The organism is Buchnera aphidicola (Cinara cuneomaculata) (assembly GCF_900698865.1).
Classification (GTDB): Bacteria; Pseudomonadota; Gammaproteobacteria; order Enterobacterales; family Enterobacteriaceae; genus Buchnera_F; species Buchnera_F aphidicola_AA.
This window is the reverse complement of record NZ_LR217695.1, coordinates 360,763-378,555: the sequence shown is the minus strand read 5'-3', so window position 1 is coordinate 378,555 and position 17,793 is coordinate 360,763. Positions and strand designations below refer to the sequence as shown.

Genomic DNA, 17,793 nt, shown 5'->3' with positions numbered 1-17,793 from the left:
ATGCATAAAATAACTCAATATAATAGTGACAAACAAGATTTAAAAAAAAAATTATTAGAATTGTTACAAGAACAATTTAATATTCGTCTTCAATTATCATCCGGAAAGTTAAAAAAGACACATTTAATAAAAAAGGTTAGAAGAAAAATCGCACGTATTAAAACAATTTTAACGAATAGGACAAATCATCAACTATGAATAAAAAAAAAAATATTTTACAGGGTTATGTAACTAGTAATAAGATGCAAAAATCTACTATAGTTACTATAGACCGTAGAGTAAAACATGTTATTTATGGTAAATTTGTTAATAAAAGAACCAAATTATGTGTACATGATGAAAAAGATATTTGCAAGATTGGAGATTTAGTTGAAATATGTGAATGTCGTCCAATATCTAAAACAAAATCTTGGACTGTACTACGTGTTATAGAAAATTCTATTATTTAAAAATTTTTTTATTTTTATAATCAGGAGGCATGAGCGTTATATAAAGATAGTTTCATGTCTTCTATTATGTTATTTTAACATGTATATTTATTAATTTGTTATATGATTTATTTTATAAATTTTTAATTATAGGAATATATAGATATGATTCAAGTACAAACAACATTAAATGTTGCTGATAATTCTGGCGCACGTTTAGTTATGTGTATAAAAGTTTTAGGGGGTTCTCGTCGACGTTATGCTCGCATCGGTGATGTTATAAAGGTAGCGATTAAAGAGGCAATTCCTCGTAGTAAAGTAAAAAAAGGTGAAGTTATGAAGGCAGTTGTAGTACGTACTAAGAAAGGAATTCGTCGAATAGATGGATCTATGATATGTTTTGATAGTAATGCGTGTGTTATCTTGAATGATGCTACTAATCAGCCTATTGGAACTCGTATATTTGGTCCAGTGACAAGAGAATTAAGAACAGAATCTTTTATGAAAATTATTTCTTTGGCTCCAGAAGTTTTATAATAGGAAATTAAATTATGGCTGCAAAAATACACGTTAATGATGTGGTAATAGTCTTAACTGGACGAGATAAAGGTAAAATTGGTATAGTAAAAAAAATATATCGCAATAATTGTACGTTGATAGTGCAAGGAATTAACATGGTAAAGAAACATCAAAAATCCATTCCAGAAAGACAACAATCTGGTGGAATTATTTTACATGAATCACCTATTCATATATCGAATGTATCAATTTTTAATAAAAAAATTAATAAATCAGATAAAATAGAATTTTTTTGGGTGTCAGGTAAAAAAATACGTCGGTATAAATCAAATAAAGAATTATTAAAATAAATATAAGGTATTTTTATGTCTAGATTATATCGTCATTATCTTGCTTATGTTGTTCCTAAATTAATGAATGAATTTAAGTATTCTACAATAATGGCTGTTCCCAGAATTGAAAAAATTACTTTAAATATGGGCGTGGGAAAATCAGTTACAGATAAAAAATTATTAGAACATGCTATACATGATTTAACTCAAATTTCTGGTCAAAAACCAGTTATTACTGTAGCTAAAAAGTCTATTGCATCGTTTAAAATTCGTAAAGGATATCCTATTGGTTGCAAAGTTACTTTACGAGGTAGAAGAAAATGGGATTTTTTTGATAAACTTATTACTATTGCAATTCCGCGTATACGTGATTTTAGAGGTATGTCACGTAAATCATTTGATGGAAGAGGTAATTATAGTTTAGGTATTCGTGAACAAATTATTTTTCCAGAAATTAATTATGAAAAAATTGATTCCATTCGAGGTATGGATATTTCTATTACAACGAATGCTCGATCAGATCGAGAATGTGAGTCTTTGTTAGTTGCGTTTAACTTTCCTTTTCAAAAATAAAATTATTTAGGTAAATGATATGGCCAAACAATCTATGAAAGAAAGAGAAATTAAAAGAATTAAGTTGGCGTTAAAGTATCGTATAATACGTTCTAAATTAAAAGAGATTATAAAATCTAAAACATCGTCTGATAAAGATCGTTGGAATGCCGTGTTAAAGCTACAAACTTTACCTAGAGACTCTAGTCCATCTCGACAACGTAATCGTTGCCGACAAACTGGACGTCCGCATGCATTTTTACGTAAGTTCGGATTAAGTCGTATGAAATTGCGTGAGGCAGCTATGAGAGGAGAAATTCCGGGTTTAACAAAAGCAAGTTGGTAAAATATAACAATATTTTATTGATTAATTTAATTTAAATATATAAGGTATATTTTATGAGTATGCAAGATCCGATAGCTGATATGTTAACTTGTATTCGTAACGGTCAAAATGCAAATAAAATTTTTATAATTGTTCCATTTTCTAAAATTAAGAAAAATATTATACAAGTATTAAAATATGAAGGATATATTAATAATTATATAATTCAAAATGTAAAAATTATGCAGTTAAAAATTTTTTTGAAGTATTATAATGGAAAAGCGGTGATTGAACATATTTCTCGCATTAGTCGTCCTGGTTTACGTACATATTGTACAAAGTATAAATTACCTATTGTAATGAATAATTTAGGTATTGCCATTATATCTACATCACGAGGTTTAATGACTGATCGGATTGCACGACAAAAAGGATTAGGCGGAGAAGTTATATGCTATGTAGATTAATATTGTTTGTAATATTAGTATAGAGGAATACAAAAATGTCTCGTATTGCTAAATCATCTATAATGATTCCAAAAAATGTAACCGTTCAAATTTCTGGTTTAGAAGTTATTGTTAAGGGACCGTTAGGTTCATTAGTTCGTAAAATGCATGAATGTATTAAAATTATTAAAAAAGATAATTTATTATTTTTTTCACATAATCATTTATCTAAATCATACGGTTGGATGCAAGCCGGAACTCATCGTTCTGTAGTATATACTATGATTGTAGGAGTGATTGAAGGTTTTAAAAAACAATTAAACTTAGTTGGTATTGGTTATCGTGTTATAATGGAAAACACTAATATTTTAAAATTATATTTAGGATTTTCACATCCTATTATTTATAAAATTCCGAATACAATAAAAGCTTTAATATTACCTCAAAATGAAATTGTTTTAACTGGAATAGACAAACAACTGGTAGGACAAGTAGCTGCTAACATACGATCTTATCGTATTCCTGAACCATATAAAGGTAAAGGTATTCGTTATTCTAATGAAAAAGTACGTATTAAAGAGGCGAAAAAAAAGTAGCATGAAAGGAAAATTAAATAAAAAATATTCACGTATTAGACGTTATACTAAAATACGTAAAAATCTATATAGTCGTCGTATGTTTCGGTTAGTAGTACACCGAACTTCTAAACATGTATATGCACAAATTATTTCTTATAAGACAGCACAAATACTTGTATATGCTTCTACGTTAGAATTTAAAAAATTAAATATTAATGATGTTTATACTGGTAATAAATATTCTGCAAAAATAATTGGTCAATTGATTGCGCAACGAGCATTAAAAGAAGGAATAAAAACTGTTTTTTTTGATCGTTCTGGTTTTAAATATCACGGCCGAATAAAAGAATTAGCCGAATCAGCTCGTATATCCGGTTTAATTTTTTAAAAATGGAGATATATATGAATTTTGATAAAAAATTATCTAGTGAATTACAAGAAAAATTAATTTCGGTGAATCGTGTATCCAAAACAGTTAAAGGAGGAAGAATATTTTCTTTTACTGCACTGACCGTAGTAGGTAATGGTAATGGAAAAGTTGGATTTGGTTATGGAAAAGCTCGTGAGGTTCCTTCAGCAATCCAGAAAGCTATGGAAAAAGCAAGAAAAAATATGATTTCAGTTCCATTATTTCAAAATACGATACAACATTCTGTATACGGATCCCATACTGGATCTAATGTATTTATGAAGCCTGCATCAGAAGGTACAGGTATTATTGCAGGAGGTGCGATGAGATCTGTATTGGAGGTCATCGGTATTCAAAATATTTTAGCTAAAATATATGGATCTACTAATCCAATTAATGTAGTACGAGCAACTATTAATGGTTTAAAAAAAGTTCGATCACCAGATATGATTGCTAAAAAACTTGGTAAGTTTATTGTTAAAACTTAAAATACACGGTATATTTATTTATGAAAAAAATTTTTATAACACAAATAAAAAGTCAAATTGGTCGTTTACCAAAACATATAGCTACTATGAAAGGATTAGGTTTACGTCATATTGGTGATATTGTAGAGCGAGAAGATACTTCTGCTATTCGTGGTATGATAAAAAAAGTTTTTTATATGGTAACTTTTAATTCAAGGAATTAATAATGTATTTAAATTTATTATCAAATTCTATATTTAAAAAAAAAAAAAGAAAACGTATATGTAGAGGTCTTGGATCTGGTTTTGGTAAGACGGGAGGTAGAGGACATAAAGGCCAGAAATCTCGATCTGGAGGAAAAATTCGTAAAAGTTTTGAAGGAGGTCAAACACCATTATATCGAAGATTACCAAAATTTGGTTTTATTTCTCAGAAAAAAAAATTTGTAGACGAAATTCGATTATTTGAATTAAATCAAATATCTCACTTTAATATGATTGATCTTACTGTTTTAAAAAAAGTAAATTTAATTAAAAAAAATATTAAATATGTTAAGATTATTAAAGTAGGAATGATTAATAAACCGATAGTAATCTCCGGAATTACTGTTACTAAAGGAGCTCGTATTTGTATTGAAGCAGTAGGAGGTATTATTAAAAATTAAATATATCATTATTTATTTAAATAATTTATTACTAATAGAAAATATATCATGTCTACATTATATAATTTAAAAAAAAGAATGTGGTTTGTTTTTGTAGCTATTATAATATTTCGTATAGGTTCTTTTATTCCTATTCCAGGTATTAATATAAAAGTTTTAGAAAAATTTTTTATTTATAAAAATAGTTCTTTATTAACAATGTTTAATATGTTTTCTGGCGGATCTTTAAATCGTGTTTCAGTGTTTACATTAGGAGTCATGCCTTATATTTCTGCTTCTATTATAATACAGTTATTAACATTAATTTCTTCACGTTTACGTAATTTAAAAAAAGAAGGAGAAATTGGAAATAAAAAAATTAATCAATATACTAAATATTTAACTCTATTACTAGCAGTTATCCAATCTATTAGTATTATTTTTGGATTACCTTTTATTTCAGGGATGCAAAATATTTTTATATTTACGGATTTTTATTTTTATGTGATAGCAGTGATTAGTTTAGTAACTGGAACAATATTTTTAATGTGGTTAGGAGAATTTATTACTGAAAAAGGTTTAGGTAATGGTGTCTCTTTAATTATTTTTTTTGGAATAATTTCTACTTTACCGGTGTCTGTAATTCATATATTTTCAACCATGCACTTTAGTTATTTGAATATTTTATATATATTTTTTATATCATTAGTAATGATATTTACTATTTTTATAGTAGTTTTTATAGAAAAAAGTCAGCATAAAATTATTGTATGTTATGCTCGACGTCAACAAGGTCGACGAATGCATGCGTTACATCATAGTTATTTACCGTTAAAAATTAACATGGCCGGGGTAGTTCCTGTTATTTTTGCATCTAGTGTTCTCTTATTTCCATCAATTATTATAACGTATTGTCGTCATATATTTAATAATGTTTATTATGTAACAAAATTTTTAGATTTTTTTAAATTTAATCGAAATATTTATATGTTTGCCAACGTAATATTAATTATATTTTTTTGTTTTTTTTATACTAGTATCATGTTTAATGTACAAGATACAGCTACGAATTTAAAAAAATCTGGTGCTTTTATTCCTGGCATACGGCCTGGTATACGTACCATGCAATATATTAAAAAAATTGTTTTAAAATTGACAACGATTGGTTCTATATATACTGTATTTATATGTTTAGTACCTGATATTATGCGCGAATGGTTGAAAGTACCTTTTTATTTTGGTGGTACTTCTTTATTAATAGTAGTAGTAGTCCTTATGGAATTCATTATTCAAATACAAACGTTAATGATGTCAACTCAATATAAAAAAATATTAAAAAAAGCAAATTTATATTTAAAAAATTAAAAATCATATGTTTTTAAATTTTGGAGAATTTATGAAAGTTCGCGCATCAGTAAAAAAATTATGTCGTAGTTGTAAAATTATACGTCGAAAAAATGTAATTCGTGTTATTTGTAGCAATGATCCAAAACATAAACAAAGACAAGGTTAATACAATAGTATTATATTTTATGAATGTATCATGAATTCAATAAATAAGAATAAACAGTTTATCCTAGATATTAATCATTTATTAGTACACTATATATATACGGAGAAATATTTGTGACAAGAATTGCTGGAATTAATATTCCTGATTATAAGCATATATTAATAGCATTAACTAAAATTTATGGAATCGGAATATCTGCTTCAAAAAAAATTTGTAATGATGCTAGTATTCGATATGATATTAAAGTTAATGAATTAAATGAACAGCAGATTGAAAGTTTACGGTTGATTATATCGAATCTTTTAGTAGAAGGAGATTTACGTAGAGAAAATACTATTAATATTAAAAGATTAATGGATATTGGTTGTTATAGAGGATTACGTCATCGTAAACATCTTCCTGTACGTGGACAAAGAACTAAAACAAATGCTCGTACATGTAAAGGACCTAGAAAATTAATAAAAAGTAGATAATTAAAAAGACAATAAATTATGTTAAAAAAAAAAATAAGTATTTCTAAAAAACGTATAAAAAAAAAAATTTTAGATGGTGTTGCGCATATCCATGCATCATTTAATAATACTATTGTTACTATTACTGACCGTCAAGGTAATACATTAGGTTGGGCTACTTCTGGTGGTTCTGGTTTTAGAGGGTCTAGAAAATCAACCCCGTTTGCGGCACAAGTAGCTGCAGAAAAATGTGTAGATCGTGTTAAAGATTATGGAATAAAAAATTTAGAAATTATGATTAAAGGTCCTGGTCCAGGTCGTGAATCTACTATTCGTGCATTAAATGCTTCTGGTTTTCGTATTACTAACATCACTGATGTAACGCCTATTCCTCATAACGGATGTAGGCCTCCTAAAAAACGTAGAGTGTAATTATTACATATAAATGAATATAGGAAATTAATATATATGGCAAAATATTTAGGTCCTAAATTAAAATTAAGTCGACGAGAGGGATCCGATTTATTTTTAAAATCTGGAGTACGCGCTATTGAATCAAAATGTAATATTGATCAAGCTCCTGGTCAACATGGATTACGTAAGTTACGATTATCTGAATATGCTAAACAATTACGAGAAAAACAAAAATTACGACGCTTATATGGGATATTAGAACGACAATTTCATAATTATTATAAAAAAGCTTCTAAATTAAAAGGTAATACAGGACAGAATTTATTATTTTTACTAGAAAATCGCTTAGACAACATAGTTTATCGTATGGGTTTCGGTACAACACGTGCTGAATCACGTCAATTAATTAATCATAAATCTGTTTGCGTTAATAATCGAGTAGTTAATATTCCTTCATTTCAAGTTTCTGTCGATGATAAAATATCTATTCGTAAGAAATCTCGTAATCAATTAAGAATTCAGGCTGCAATAGAAATTATGAAACAACGAGAACCATCTAGTTGGTTAAAAGTAAATTATAAAATGATGGAAGGTATTTTTTTACGTGCTGTTGAACGTAACGATTTATCTTCAGATATTAATGAACATTTGATTATAGAATTATATTCTAAATAGAATTTATATCCAGAGAAGAGACAAAATGCAGGAATTTGTAGAAGATTTTTTAAAACCTAGATTAGTTAATGTTGAGCAAATTAGTTCAACGCATGCTAAAATTATATTAGAACCATTAGAACGTGGTTTTGGATATACGTTAGGTAATGCGTTAAGAAGAATTTTATTATCTTCTATGTCAGGATGTGCTGTAACTGAAGTTGAAATAAATGGTGTTTTACATGAATATACATGTAAAGAAGGCATCAAAGAAGATGTATTAGACATATTATTGAATCTAAAAGGTTTATCGATAAAACTATTTGGAAAAGATGAAGTTATATTGCACTTAAAAAAGAATGGGATCGGTCCAGTAATTGCTGCAGATATTGATCATGACGCTTCTACAGAAATTCTTAATTTAAATCATGTTATTTGTAATATTACCTGTCCGGATATTTTTATTGATATGCATATGAAAGTAATGCGTGGAAGAGGATATGTTACTGCTCAATCTAAAAAAGACTTGATGAAAAATGATCGTATTGTTGGAAAGTTATTTTTGGATGTAGCGTATAGTCCTATAGAACGAATAATGTATCACGTTGAGGCTGCTAGAGTAAAACAAAGAACTGATTTAGACAAATTAATCATAGATATGGAAACAAACGGAACAATTGATCCAGAAGAAGCTATTAGAAAAGCAGCTACTATTTTAGCAGAACAATTAGAATCTTTTGTAGATTTAAGAGGAGTACGTGAACCAGAAGTAAAAGAAGAAAAACCTGAATTTGAACCTGTATTATTACGTCCAGTTGATGATTTAGAATTAACAGTACGATCTGCGAATTGTTTAAAAGCAGAAAGTATTCATTACATCGGTGATTTAGTTCAAAAAACTGAGGTTGAATTATTAAAAACTCCTAATTTAGGAAAAAAATCATTGACGGAAATTAAAGATATATTAGCAGCTCGAGATTTATCATTAGGAATGAAGTTAGATAACTGGCCTCCTAAGGATCTTATTGAAAATTAAATGCTTTTGCAGGATAGTATTTTTTGACACTAATATCAAAATTATTACATATTTTAAAAAGGCTATATAAATTATGAGACATAGAAAAATAGGACGATTATTAAATAGAAAACGTAGTCATTTACAATCTATGTTAAAAAATATGACGTGTTCGTTAATTAAATATGAACATATTAAAACTACTTTACCTAAAGCGAAGGAATTACGCCGTTTTATAGAACCTATTATCACAATATCAAAATATGATACTGTTGCTCATCGTCGAATAGTATTTTCTCGTATTCGTGATATTTTTACAGTAAAAAAATTATTTCGTGAGCTAGGTCCTCATTTTTATTCTCGTCCCGGTGGTTATTTACGTATATTAAAATATGGTTTTAGAAAAGGTGATAATGCTGCATTAGCATATATAGAGTTAGTAGATCGAAATTCATAAAAATTATTAAACAGCATTTGTATTATACTTTTAATATATTAGTTAAATAAAACGGCATTTTTATGCCGTTCTTTTTTATTTAAAAATTATTTATTTAGTATATAAATTAGTTATAAATTTATTTTAATATAGTATTTTTAATAAAAAATTTTTTATTGGAATTTAAAATTTGTTTTATATGTAGAGTTTTTTTACCGGGTATTTGTATTTTTTCTATATTTAATACTCCTTTTTGAGTATTTACTTCTATTCCCGTAACGCTGACATTAATAATTTCTCCGTTTTTAAAATTTTTCTTCTTAAATGATAAAATAGAAGCTTTTTTAATCTTTATACAAATATTATTGATTAAAAAATAACAACACGGCCATAAAATAAAAGCTCTAATTAATCGATCTATTTGTATTACCGGAAGGGACCAACATATTTTAGCATCTGTTTTTTTTATTTTTGGCGCTATAGTTTCGACAATATTTTTTGTTGAATAACGATTTTTTATATGAGGTGTTAATAGAATATTTAATGATTGATACATACATTGTAATGAAATAGGAATTAATTTAGCACATAATGTTATCGTGTTGTCAGTTATATGAATAGGACAAGATAATTGATAAATTATTTCGCCGGAATCAATTTTAGAGGTCATTTTGATAACACTCATTCCGGTGTAATCATCTCCTGATAATATTGCCCATTGAACAGGTGCTGCTCCTTTCCAGCGGGGTAGTAAAGAAGCATGTATGTTAATACCTCCTAATGGGAATAGTTGCAAGATTTTATCGGGTATAATGGATCCATATGAGGATACAATTAGCAAATCTGCACGTATTTTATAAATAGATAGATAAAATTTTTTTTTGTTTAAATTATTTGTTTGTAGTATTGGAATACTATGTTGAATTGCAAATTTTTTAATATTTGAATATTGATTTTCTTTTTTTTTATAAAAAATATTGTCCGGTTTAATAATGATGGCTTGAATTTTATGTATAGAATAAAATAATGAATAAAGGTGTGCAAATGAAAATTCATTGCTGCCCGCGAAAATAATTTTTAATTTTTTTTTTAACATATAATAAATATGATAATTTATCTTATAGAAGATATATATTATTTTATATAATCTATAAATAATTTCCCGATTAGATGATCCATTTCATGTTGAATACAAATAGACAATAACGATTTAGCTTCTAATATAAATGATTTACCGAGATGATTGAAAGCTTGTATTTTTATGTAACTAGATCTATTAATTATCGCTGTTTTATGAGGTATAGACAAACAACCTTCCTGTGTATGTATATATTTTTTATTTTTTTTTAAAATTATAGGGTTAATTAAAATTAATTCTGATTGATTTGATGTGAGTGAACTAATTACGATAATTTTTTTTAATATATTTATTTGTGGTGCTGCTAAACCAATTCCGTTGTTGGCATACATAGTATCAAACATATCATGTATAATTTTTATTATTTTTTTATTAATTTTTTTTATGGGTTTTGATTTTAAACGTAAACGATTATCTGGAAATTGTAAAATTTTATGTATTGACATAAATATTATTATATAGAATTTAATATATTGATAGATTAATTAATTTTTTATCGATTTAATAGTAGTTTTTTTATATTTTATAGGAGTAAATATGAATATCACAAATTTTAATAAAAAGATGAATTACGTTGCTTTATTCGGAAATCCGGTACATCACTCATTATCTCCGTTAATACATAAAAATTTTTCTAAAGAAATAAAAATTAATTATAATTATAACTCTTTTTTATGTACAAAATCAAATTTTTTTAAACAAGTAACAAACTTTTTTAAAAATAAAGGTTTAGGATGTAATATTACTGTTCCTTTTAAAAAAAAAGCTTTTATTATACCAAATCAATATACAAAAATAGCAAAAATTTCAGGTTCTGTTAATACGTTAATGAAGATATCAGATCAAAGTATTTTGGGTGATAATACGGACGGTATAGGTTTAATTTTTGATTTAAAGCGATTACAGTATATTAAAAAATATTCTAAAATATTATTATTAGGTTCTGGTGGAGCTGCTTATTCTATTGTGTATCATTTATTAAAAGAAAAATGTTTTATATATGTATTAAATAGAACAGTTAGTAAAGCAATTAAATTGGTAGATAGATTTAAAATATTTGGAGATATTTGTTTATTTTCAACTGATATTTCTATTAATAATATTGATATTATTATTAATGTTACTTCATGTGGTTTATATAATCAAATTCCTAATTTTCCAAAAAATTTAGTTTTTTATAATACTAAATGTTATGATATATCTTATTCTAAAACGCGCCTTTTAACTCCCTTTTTATCATTATGTAAATCTTTAGGTAGTCAATATGTATCGGATGGTTTAGGAATGTTAGTAGCTCAAGCGGCTTATTCTTGTTATGTCTGGTTTAATGTATTACCAAATATTAAAAAAAACATTGATTTTATTAAAAAAATAATTTAATTAGTTTGTATAAATAAGTTAATTAATTAACTTATTTAATAATATTATTTTTCTTTATAATAAAAATGTTTTTAACATATATATTTTATAGAATTTAAAAAAAACACTTGACACTTTAAATACATTCTGTAACATTAAAAGTAATAAATATGTTATGGTTTTTTTATGTCCTCTTCGTCTAGTGGTTAGGACATCGCCCTTTCACGGCGGCAACAGGGGTTCAAATCCCCTAGAGGACAAAAATTAAAAATATTTTTGTATACTAAAAAAAAAATATATGATATAATCATTTTGTTTAATTGAAATAGATTAATAGTGCAGTTCTTTAAAAATTTAGATATGATAGAAATTTTAGAAAAACACCTGTGGGTTGTAAGGTTAAGCATAATAAGCGTGTTTGGTGGATGCCTTGGCATTCAGAGGCGATGAAGGACGTACTAATCTGCGATAAGCATCGGTGAGCTGATATGAAGCGTTATTATCCGGTGATTTCCGAATGGGGAAACCCGTTGTTTAGACAACATTATTAACCAAATAAAATAAGTTAATAAAGCAAACCAAGGGAACTGAAACATCTAAGTACCTTGAGGAAAAGAAATCAATTGAGATTCCCTGAGTAGTGGCGAGCGAAACGGGATCAGCCCAGAATCAAAAAAGAATTCAAATATAGTAGAATAGTTTGGAAAAACTGACGATACAAGGTGATAGTCCTGTATACGAAATATTTTTTTTCTAGGATTCGAAAAGTAGAACGGGACACGAGAAATCTTGTTTGAAGATAGGGGGACCATCCTCTAAGGCTAAATACTCCTGAATGACCGATAGTGAACTAGTACCGTAAGGGAAAGGCGAAAAGAACCCCGGTTAGGGGAGTGAAATAGATCCTGAAACCAAATACGTACAATCAGTAGGAGCTTTTAGATATATTTAAAGTGACTGCGTACCTTTTGTATAATGGGTCAGCGACTTGTATTTTGTAGCAAGGTTAACCTTTTAGGGGAGCCGTAGGGAAACCGAGTCTTAAATGGGCGTACTATTATTTTTAGTTGCAAGATACAGACCCGAAACCCGGTGATCTAGCCATGAGCAGGTTGAAGGTTGGGTAAAACCAACTGGAGGACCGAACCGACTGATGTTGAAAAATCAGCGGATGACTTGTGGTTAGGGGTGAAAGGCCAATCAAACCGGGAGATAGCTGGTTCTCCCCGAAAGCTATTTAGGTAGCGCCTCGTGAACTCATCTTCGGGGGTAGAGCACTGTTTTGACTAGGGGGCCATCCCGGCCTACCAAATCAACGCAAACTCCGAATACCGAAGAATGTTATCACGGGAGACACACAGCGGGTGCTAACGTTCGTTGTGGAGAGGGAAACAACCCAGACCGTCAGCTAAGGTCCCCAAATCATAATTAAGTGGGAAACGATGTGGGAAGGCATAAACATCCAGGATGTTGGCTTAGAAGCAGCCATCATTTAAAGAAAGCGTAATAGCTCACTGGTTTAGTCGGCTTGCGCGGAAGATATAACGGGGCTAAATTATGTACCGAAGCTACGGCAATAAAGATTTATTTTATTGGGTAGGGGAGCGTTCTGTAAGCCTGTGAAGATGTTTTGAAAAAAATGTTGGAGGTATCAGAAGTGCGAATGCTGACATGAGTAACGATAAAGCAGGTGAAAAACCTGCTCGCCGAAAAACCAAGGGTTCCTGTCCAACGTTAATCGGGGCAGGGTAAGTCGACCCCTAAGGCGAGGCCGACAGGCGTAGTCGATGGGAAACTAGTTAATATTCTGGTACTTGTTTTTTATTGCGATGGGGAAACGGAGTAGGTTAGGTTATCCGGGTGTTGGTAGTCTCGGTTTAAGTATGTAGGATGGAAAATTAGGAAAATCCGATTTTCTATATAAAAATCTAAGGTACGAATACGAATTATTTAAATAATGAAGTAACTAATACCACGCTTCCAAGAAAATCCTCTAAGTATATACATAAAAAATAAATCGTACCCGAAACCGACACAGGTGGTTAGGTAGAGTATACTAAGGCGCTTGAGAGAACCTGGATGAAGGAACTAGGCAAAATAGTGCCGTAACTTCGGGAGAAGGCACGCTAACATATAAGTGTAAAAATTTACTTTTGAAGCTTAAGTTAGTCGCAGATACCAGCTGGCTGCAACTGTTTATTAAAAACACAGCACTGTGCAAACACGAAAGTGGACGTATACGGTGTGACGCCTGCCCGGTGCCGGAAGGTTAAATAATGAAGTTAAGGGAAACCTAAAGCTTTTGATTGAAGCCCCGGTAAACGGCGGCCGTAACTATAACGGTCCTAAGGTAGCGAAATTCCTTGTCGGGTAAGTTCCGACCTGCACGAATGGCGTAATGATGGCCAGGCTGTCTCCATCCAGGACTCAGTGAAATTGAATTTGCTGTGAAGATGCAGTGTACCCGCGGCAAGACGGAAAGACCCCGTGAACCTTTACTATAGCTTGACATTGATAATTGATTTTTGTTGTGTAGGATAGGTGGGAGACAGAGAATTTGATGCGCTAGCGTCAAAGGAGTCGACCTTGAAATACCACCCTATAAAAATTGGTTATCTAATCTAGTATCGTTATCCGATACAGAGACAGTGTCTGGTGGGTAGTTTGACTGGGGCGGTCTCCTCCCAAAGAGTAACGGAGGAGTACAAAGATTGGCTAATCACGGTTGGACATCGTGAGGTTAGTGCAAAGGCATAAGCCAGTTTAACTGCAAGCATGATAATGCGAGCAGATGCGAAAGCAGGTCTTAGTGATCCGGTGGTTTCTGTATGGAAAGGCCATCGCTCAACAAATAAAAGGTACTCCGGGGATAACAGGCTTATACCGCCCAAGAGTTCATATCGACGGCGGTGTTTGGCACCTCGATGTCGGCTCATCACATCCTGGGGCTGAAGCAGGTCCCAAGGGTATGGCTGTTCGCCATTTAAAGTGGTACGCGAGCTGGGTTTAGAACGTCGTGAGACAGTTCGGTCCCTATCTGCCGTGGGCGTTGGAAAATTGAGAGGGGCTGCTTCTAGTACGAGAGGACCGAAGTGGACGTATCCCTGGTGTTCGGGTTGTCATGCCAATGGCATTGCCCGGTAGCTAAATACGGAAAAGATAAGTGCTGAAAGCATCTAAACACGAAACTTGCCTCAAGATTAGTTTTCCCTGAAATATATGTAAATATATTTACTGAAGGGACGTTGGAGACTACGACGTAGATAGGCTAGATGTGTAAGCATAGTGATATGTTCAGCTAACTAGTACTAATGACCCGAGAGGCTTAACCTTACAACACCAGAGGTGTTTTTCTAAAAAATAAAACCTGGTAAAAATAGTGATATGGTACCACCTGAAATCCATTCCGAACTCAGAAGTGAAACGTATCAACGCCGATGGTAGTACAAGGTCTCCTTGTGTGAGAGTAGGAAATTGCCAGGTATTATTTTTTTGATTTTCTATCATATTTTTAAAATTTTTACATTCTTATTTATATCTATTGTTTTTAAATTTTAATTTTTAATTGAAATATTTTATTAAAAAAATATATATATATTATATATATAATAGATTTATTTTATAAATTGTGCATTTACTATAGGTATAAGTTTTAGTTTACATTTTTCATTCTAAGGTAATATATAGATGTCTAAGATTAAAGGTAATGTAAAGTGGTTTAATGAATCTAAAGGTTTTGGTTTCATTACACCGGAAGATGGAAGCAAAGATGTTTTTGTTCATTTTTCTGCTATCCAAAGCAACGGATTTAAAACTTTGGCGGAAGGTCAAAGTGTTGAGTTCGAAATTACCGAAGGCGCAAAAGGGCCATCAGCTGCTAATGTAGTTAGTTTATAATAAATTATTTTAAAGATTTTTATTAATCTAATGTATTAGTAGTACTTTTGCGGTGCGGATTTTAAAAATTTCGCATCGCAAAATTTTTTATAATACCATTCTAACTAAATGAATTTTACTAAGTTCTTTATATAAATTTTTTATTTGTTTAAAATTTTGAGCACAAATTGTTATAGATATTGATAAATATGTTCCTTTATTACTTGATTTTATTTGTGGTGCATAATCTCCCGGTATATGTGCTTGTATAATTTTAATAATATTATTTGTAAGTTCTGGTTGTGCTAACCCTATTACTTTATAAGTAAACGTGCAAGGAAATTTTAACATTTTTTCTAATTTATTATTCATTGATATTCTCTTATTTATCTAATTTTAATTATTTTATTTATTTTTAAATCATATCATTTTAAATGAATTTTATATATTATATTTCATTTTAATTATTAAATAAAATAAATATGTATATATTTATATTACAAATAATTGTATGATTGAATTTTTATTATTTTATATACTTAATTTTTATATAACATTGATTATATAAATTTTATTTATATATATTAAGAGTATTAGTATGTTAAAAATTTTCAATACTTTAACTAAAAAAAAAGAGCCATTTAAATTTTTATATACAGAAATTATTAATATTTATGTATGTGGTGTTACAGTATATGATTTATGTCATATCGGTCATGCACGTACTTTCTTAGTTTTTGATATTATCATACGTTATTTAGAACATATAGGTTATAAGATTTTTTACGTACGTAATATTACAGATATTGATGATAAAATTATTTATAAAGCAAATAATCAAAAAGAATCCATTAATTTATTTGTTGATCGTATGATTAAATTGATGCATGAAGATTTTTTACGTTTAAATTTAAAAATACCCGATTATGAACCTCGTGTAACAGAATACATGATAGATATCATTTCTTCAATAAATATTTTATTAAAAAAAGAATATGCTTATATTAAGAATAACGGAGATGTATTATTTTCTATTAATAAATATAAAAATTATGGATTTTTATCTCATAGATTAAAAAATTATGGTAGTAATAATCCAGCATCTTGTTGTTCTGTTGATTTCAATCATTCTAATGATTTTGTTTTATGGAAAAGTCATACGAATAATTCTGATCCTTTTTGGAAAACTCCGTGGGGACCAGGTCGCCCTGGTTGGCATATTGAATGTTCTGCGATAATCAATAAATTTTTCAAAAATAGAGTAAATATTCACGGGGGAGGGATTGATTTATTGTTTCCGCATCATGAAAATGAGATAGCACAATTAAAAAGTTTAAATCGTTCTTTTTCTGTTCCTTTTTGGATTCATGTAGGAATGGTTGTTATTGATAACCAGAAAATGTCAAAATCATTATCAAATACAGTTTTTATACGTGATTTATTAGAGAAATACGATTCTGAGATTATTAGGTATTATATTTTATTAACACATTATCGTCATCCGTTATCCTTTACGGAAAAAAAACTATATTTATCAAAAAATATATTAACTAAAATATATACTTCATTATTAAATTGTACTATGGTCTGTTCTATACCAGATGATTATGAAATTAAAACACGTAATTTATTTAAAAATCAGTTTTATGCAGCTATGAATGATGATTTTAATACTCCTAAAGTCTGTTTGCTTTTACAAAAATTATCCAAGTATATCAATAAAATTAAACAAAAAAATATTTTGTTATCGAATGTATTAGCTCAAGATCTCATTTATTTTGGTAATATATTAGGTTTATTATATCAGGATCCTAAACAGTTTTTATTTCCTAATCATAAACAACATAAAATAGATATTTTTATTATTAAAAAATTGGTACATATGCGTCATATTTATCGATTAGATAAAAAATGGCATTTGGCAGATATTATCCGGAAAAAGTTATTAACGTTAGGAGTTGTTATTGAGGATAATCGTATAAATTCAACGTATACGTTTACAAAAAAATAATATAAATATATTTTTTTATATATATATAAAAATATTTTATTTTACAGTTTATTAATATAAATTTTAAATTTTAAATTAAACTAAAAATAGTTCTATATATAGATCTTGTTTTATTTTTGATTGATATAAATATAAGTTATCTAGATTGGATTTTTATAGTTTTATTTTAATTTTTATTATTTTAAATATGCCTATGTAATCAAAATAAAATGAATAAAAATATAAA

General features: G+C 28.8%; 25 protein-coding genes, 1 tRNA gene and 2 rRNA genes. 25 read left to right on the top strand and 3 right to left on the bottom strand.

Going from position 1 to position 17,793, the window contains the following annotated elements; translation table 11 throughout:
* From rpmC to rplQ, 19 genes are all read left to right on the top strand, one after another.
* Window positions 1-198 carry a 50S ribosomal protein L29 gene (gene rpmC, locus APCICUMA2628_RS01715; protein WP_154027653.1) on the top strand — a complete coding sequence of 66 codons (198 nt, stop codon included), beginning with the start codon at window positions 1-3 and terminating at the stop codon, window positions 196-198.
* Window positions 195-449, top strand: coding sequence for a 30S ribosomal protein S17 (gene rpsQ, locus APCICUMA2628_RS01710; RefSeq protein ID WP_154027651.1), 255 nt, complete (start codon window positions 195-197; stop codon window positions 447-449). Before rpmC ends, rpsQ begins: the two co-directional genes overlap by 4 nt.
* A gap of 144 nt (window positions 450-593) precedes the next feature.
* Complete coding sequence (gene rplN, locus APCICUMA2628_RS01705) at window positions 594-965, top strand: 50S ribosomal protein L14 (protein ID WP_154027649.1); 372 nt, start codon at window positions 594-596, stop codon at window positions 963-965.
* A gap of 14 nt (window positions 966-979) precedes the next feature.
* Window positions 980-1,297 carry a 50S ribosomal protein L24 gene (gene rplX, locus APCICUMA2628_RS01700; RefSeq protein WP_154027647.1) on the top strand — a complete coding sequence of 106 codons (318 nt, stop codon included), beginning with the start codon at window positions 980-982 and terminating at the stop codon, window positions 1,295-1,297.
* A gap of 15 nt (window positions 1,298-1,312) precedes the next feature.
* Window positions 1,313-1,852: a 50S ribosomal protein L5 gene (gene rplE, locus APCICUMA2628_RS01695; protein ID WP_154027645.1), complete on the top strand. Its 540-nt coding sequence runs from the start codon at window positions 1,313-1,315 to the stop codon at window positions 1,850-1,852.
* Window positions 1,853-1,871: 19 nt separating this feature from the next.
* The gene (gene rpsN / locus APCICUMA2628_RS01690) at window positions 1,872-2,177 is read left to right on the top strand and encodes a 30S ribosomal protein S14 (protein ID WP_154027643.1); all 306 of its coding nucleotides are present in this window, start codon (window positions 1,872-1,874) and stop codon (window positions 2,175-2,177) included.
* Window positions 2,178-2,230: 53 nt separating this feature from the next.
* Window positions 2,231-2,623, top strand: coding sequence for a 30S ribosomal protein S8 (gene rpsH / locus APCICUMA2628_RS01685; protein ID WP_154027641.1), 393 nt, complete (start codon window positions 2,231-2,233; stop codon window positions 2,621-2,623).
* A gap of 35 nt (window positions 2,624-2,658) precedes the next feature.
* Entirely contained in the window at window positions 2,659-3,198 is a 540-nt protein-coding gene (gene rplF, locus APCICUMA2628_RS01680; RefSeq protein ID WP_154027639.1) for a 50S ribosomal protein L6, read from the top strand.
* Between the two features lies 1 nt (window position 3,199).
* Window positions 3,200-3,568: a 50S ribosomal protein L18 gene (gene rplR, locus APCICUMA2628_RS01675; protein WP_172598579.1), complete on the top strand. Its 369-nt coding sequence runs from the start codon at window positions 3,200-3,202 to the stop codon at window positions 3,566-3,568.
* Between the two features lie 14 nt (window positions 3,569-3,582).
* On the top strand, window positions 3,583-4,077 hold the full coding sequence (rpsE, locus tag APCICUMA2628_RS01670) for a 30S ribosomal protein S5 (protein WP_154027635.1): 495 nt from the start codon (window positions 3,583-3,585) through the stop codon (window positions 4,075-4,077).
* Window positions 4,078-4,097: 20 nt separating this feature from the next.
* The gene (gene rpmD, locus APCICUMA2628_RS01665; protein WP_154027633.1) at window positions 4,098-4,280 is read left to right on the top strand and encodes a 50S ribosomal protein L30; all 183 of its coding nucleotides are present in this window, start codon (window positions 4,098-4,100) and stop codon (window positions 4,278-4,280) included.
* A 2-nt stretch (window positions 4,281-4,282) separates the two neighbouring features.
* The gene (rplO, locus tag APCICUMA2628_RS01660) at window positions 4,283-4,720 is read left to right on the top strand and encodes a 50S ribosomal protein L15 (RefSeq protein WP_154027631.1); all 438 of its coding nucleotides are present in this window, start codon (window positions 4,283-4,285) and stop codon (window positions 4,718-4,720) included.
* A gap of 48 nt (window positions 4,721-4,768) precedes the next feature.
* Window positions 4,769-6,064 (top strand): preprotein translocase subunit SecY, encoded by a 1,296-nt coding sequence (gene secY, locus APCICUMA2628_RS01655; protein ID WP_154027629.1) that lies wholly within the window; start codon window positions 4,769-4,771, stop codon window positions 6,062-6,064.
* Between the two features lie 31 nt (window positions 6,065-6,095).
* Window positions 6,096-6,212 carry a 50S ribosomal protein L36 gene (gene rpmJ / locus APCICUMA2628_RS01650; protein ID WP_154027627.1) on the top strand — a complete coding sequence of 39 codons (117 nt, stop codon included), beginning with the start codon at window positions 6,096-6,098 and terminating at the stop codon, window positions 6,210-6,212.
* Window positions 6,213-6,325: 113 nt separating this feature from the next.
* Entirely contained in the window at window positions 6,326-6,685 is a 360-nt protein-coding gene (gene rpsM / locus APCICUMA2628_RS01645; protein WP_154027625.1) for a 30S ribosomal protein S13, read from the top strand.
* An 18-nt stretch (window positions 6,686-6,703) separates the two neighbouring features.
* Window positions 6,704-7,096: a 30S ribosomal protein S11 gene (rpsK, locus tag APCICUMA2628_RS01640; RefSeq protein ID WP_154027623.1), complete on the top strand. Its 393-nt coding sequence runs from the start codon at window positions 6,704-6,706 to the stop codon at window positions 7,094-7,096.
* Between the two features lie 36 nt (window positions 7,097-7,132).
* A complete protein-coding gene (gene rpsD / locus APCICUMA2628_RS01635; RefSeq protein WP_154027621.1) occupies window positions 7,133-7,753 on the top strand; it encodes a 30S ribosomal protein S4 in 621 nt (206 codons plus the stop codon).
* Between the two features lie 25 nt (window positions 7,754-7,778).
* On the top strand, window positions 7,779-8,768 hold the full coding sequence (locus tag APCICUMA2628_RS01630; RefSeq protein ID WP_154027619.1) for a DNA-directed RNA polymerase subunit alpha: 990 nt from the start codon (window positions 7,779-7,781) through the stop codon (window positions 8,766-8,768).
* 73 nt (window positions 8,769-8,841) lie between these two features.
* Complete coding sequence (gene rplQ / locus APCICUMA2628_RS01625) at window positions 8,842-9,204, top strand: 50S ribosomal protein L17 (RefSeq protein ID WP_154027616.1); 363 nt, start codon at window positions 8,842-8,844, stop codon at window positions 9,202-9,204.
* Window positions 9,205-9,322: 118 nt separating this feature from the next.
* Here rplQ and fmt read toward each other — a convergent pair whose 3' ends face one another.
* Together fmt and def are read right to left on the bottom strand one after the other, a co-directional pair.
* Window positions 9,323-10,279, bottom strand: coding sequence for a methionyl-tRNA formyltransferase (gene fmt / locus APCICUMA2628_RS01620; protein WP_154027614.1), 957 nt, complete (start codon window positions 10,277-10,279; stop codon window positions 9,323-9,325).
* 38 nt (window positions 10,280-10,317) lie between these two features.
* Window positions 10,318-10,767 (bottom strand): peptide deformylase, encoded by a 450-nt coding sequence (def, locus tag APCICUMA2628_RS01615; protein ID WP_154027612.1) that lies wholly within the window; start codon window positions 10,765-10,767, stop codon window positions 10,318-10,320.
* Between the two features lie 91 nt (window positions 10,768-10,858).
* Here def and aroE point away from each other — a divergent pair, with 91 nt between their 5' ends.
* The 5 genes from aroE to cspE all read left to right on the top strand — a co-directional run bounded on the left by aroE (window position 10,859) and on the right by cspE (window position 15,577).
* Complete coding sequence (gene aroE / locus APCICUMA2628_RS01610) at window positions 10,859-11,701, top strand: shikimate dehydrogenase (RefSeq protein WP_154027610.1); 843 nt, start codon at window positions 10,859-10,861, stop codon at window positions 11,699-11,701.
* A 167-nt stretch (window positions 11,702-11,868) separates the two neighbouring features.
* Window positions 11,869-11,940, top strand: a tRNA-Glu gene (locus APCICUMA2628_RS01605).
* A 137-nt stretch (window positions 11,941-12,077) separates the two neighbouring features.
* Window positions 12,078-15,013, top strand: a 23S ribosomal RNA gene (locus APCICUMA2628_RS01600).
* A 33-nt stretch (window positions 15,014-15,046) separates the two neighbouring features.
* Window positions 15,047-15,163 (top strand): 5S ribosomal RNA (gene rrf, locus APCICUMA2628_RS01595).
* Window positions 15,164-15,367: 204 nt separating this feature from the next.
* The gene (cspE, locus tag APCICUMA2628_RS01590) at window positions 15,368-15,577 is read left to right on the top strand and encodes a transcription antiterminator/RNA stability regulator CspE (protein WP_025369112.1); all 210 of its coding nucleotides are present in this window, start codon (window positions 15,368-15,370) and stop codon (window positions 15,575-15,577) included.
* A gap of 87 nt (window positions 15,578-15,664) precedes the next feature.
* Here cspE and ybeD read toward each other — a convergent pair whose 3' ends face one another.
* Entirely contained in the window at window positions 15,665-15,928 is a 264-nt protein-coding gene (ybeD, locus tag APCICUMA2628_RS01585; RefSeq protein WP_154027608.1) for a DUF493 family protein YbeD, read from the bottom strand.
* Window positions 15,929-16,154: 226 nt separating this feature from the next.
* On the opposite strand from ybeD, the gene cysS reads away from it, so the two are divergent.
* Entirely contained in the window at window positions 16,155-17,567 is a 1,413-nt protein-coding gene (gene cysS / locus APCICUMA2628_RS01580; RefSeq protein ID WP_154027606.1) for a cysteine--tRNA ligase, read from the top strand.
* Window positions 17,568-17,793 lie beyond the last annotated feature (226 nt).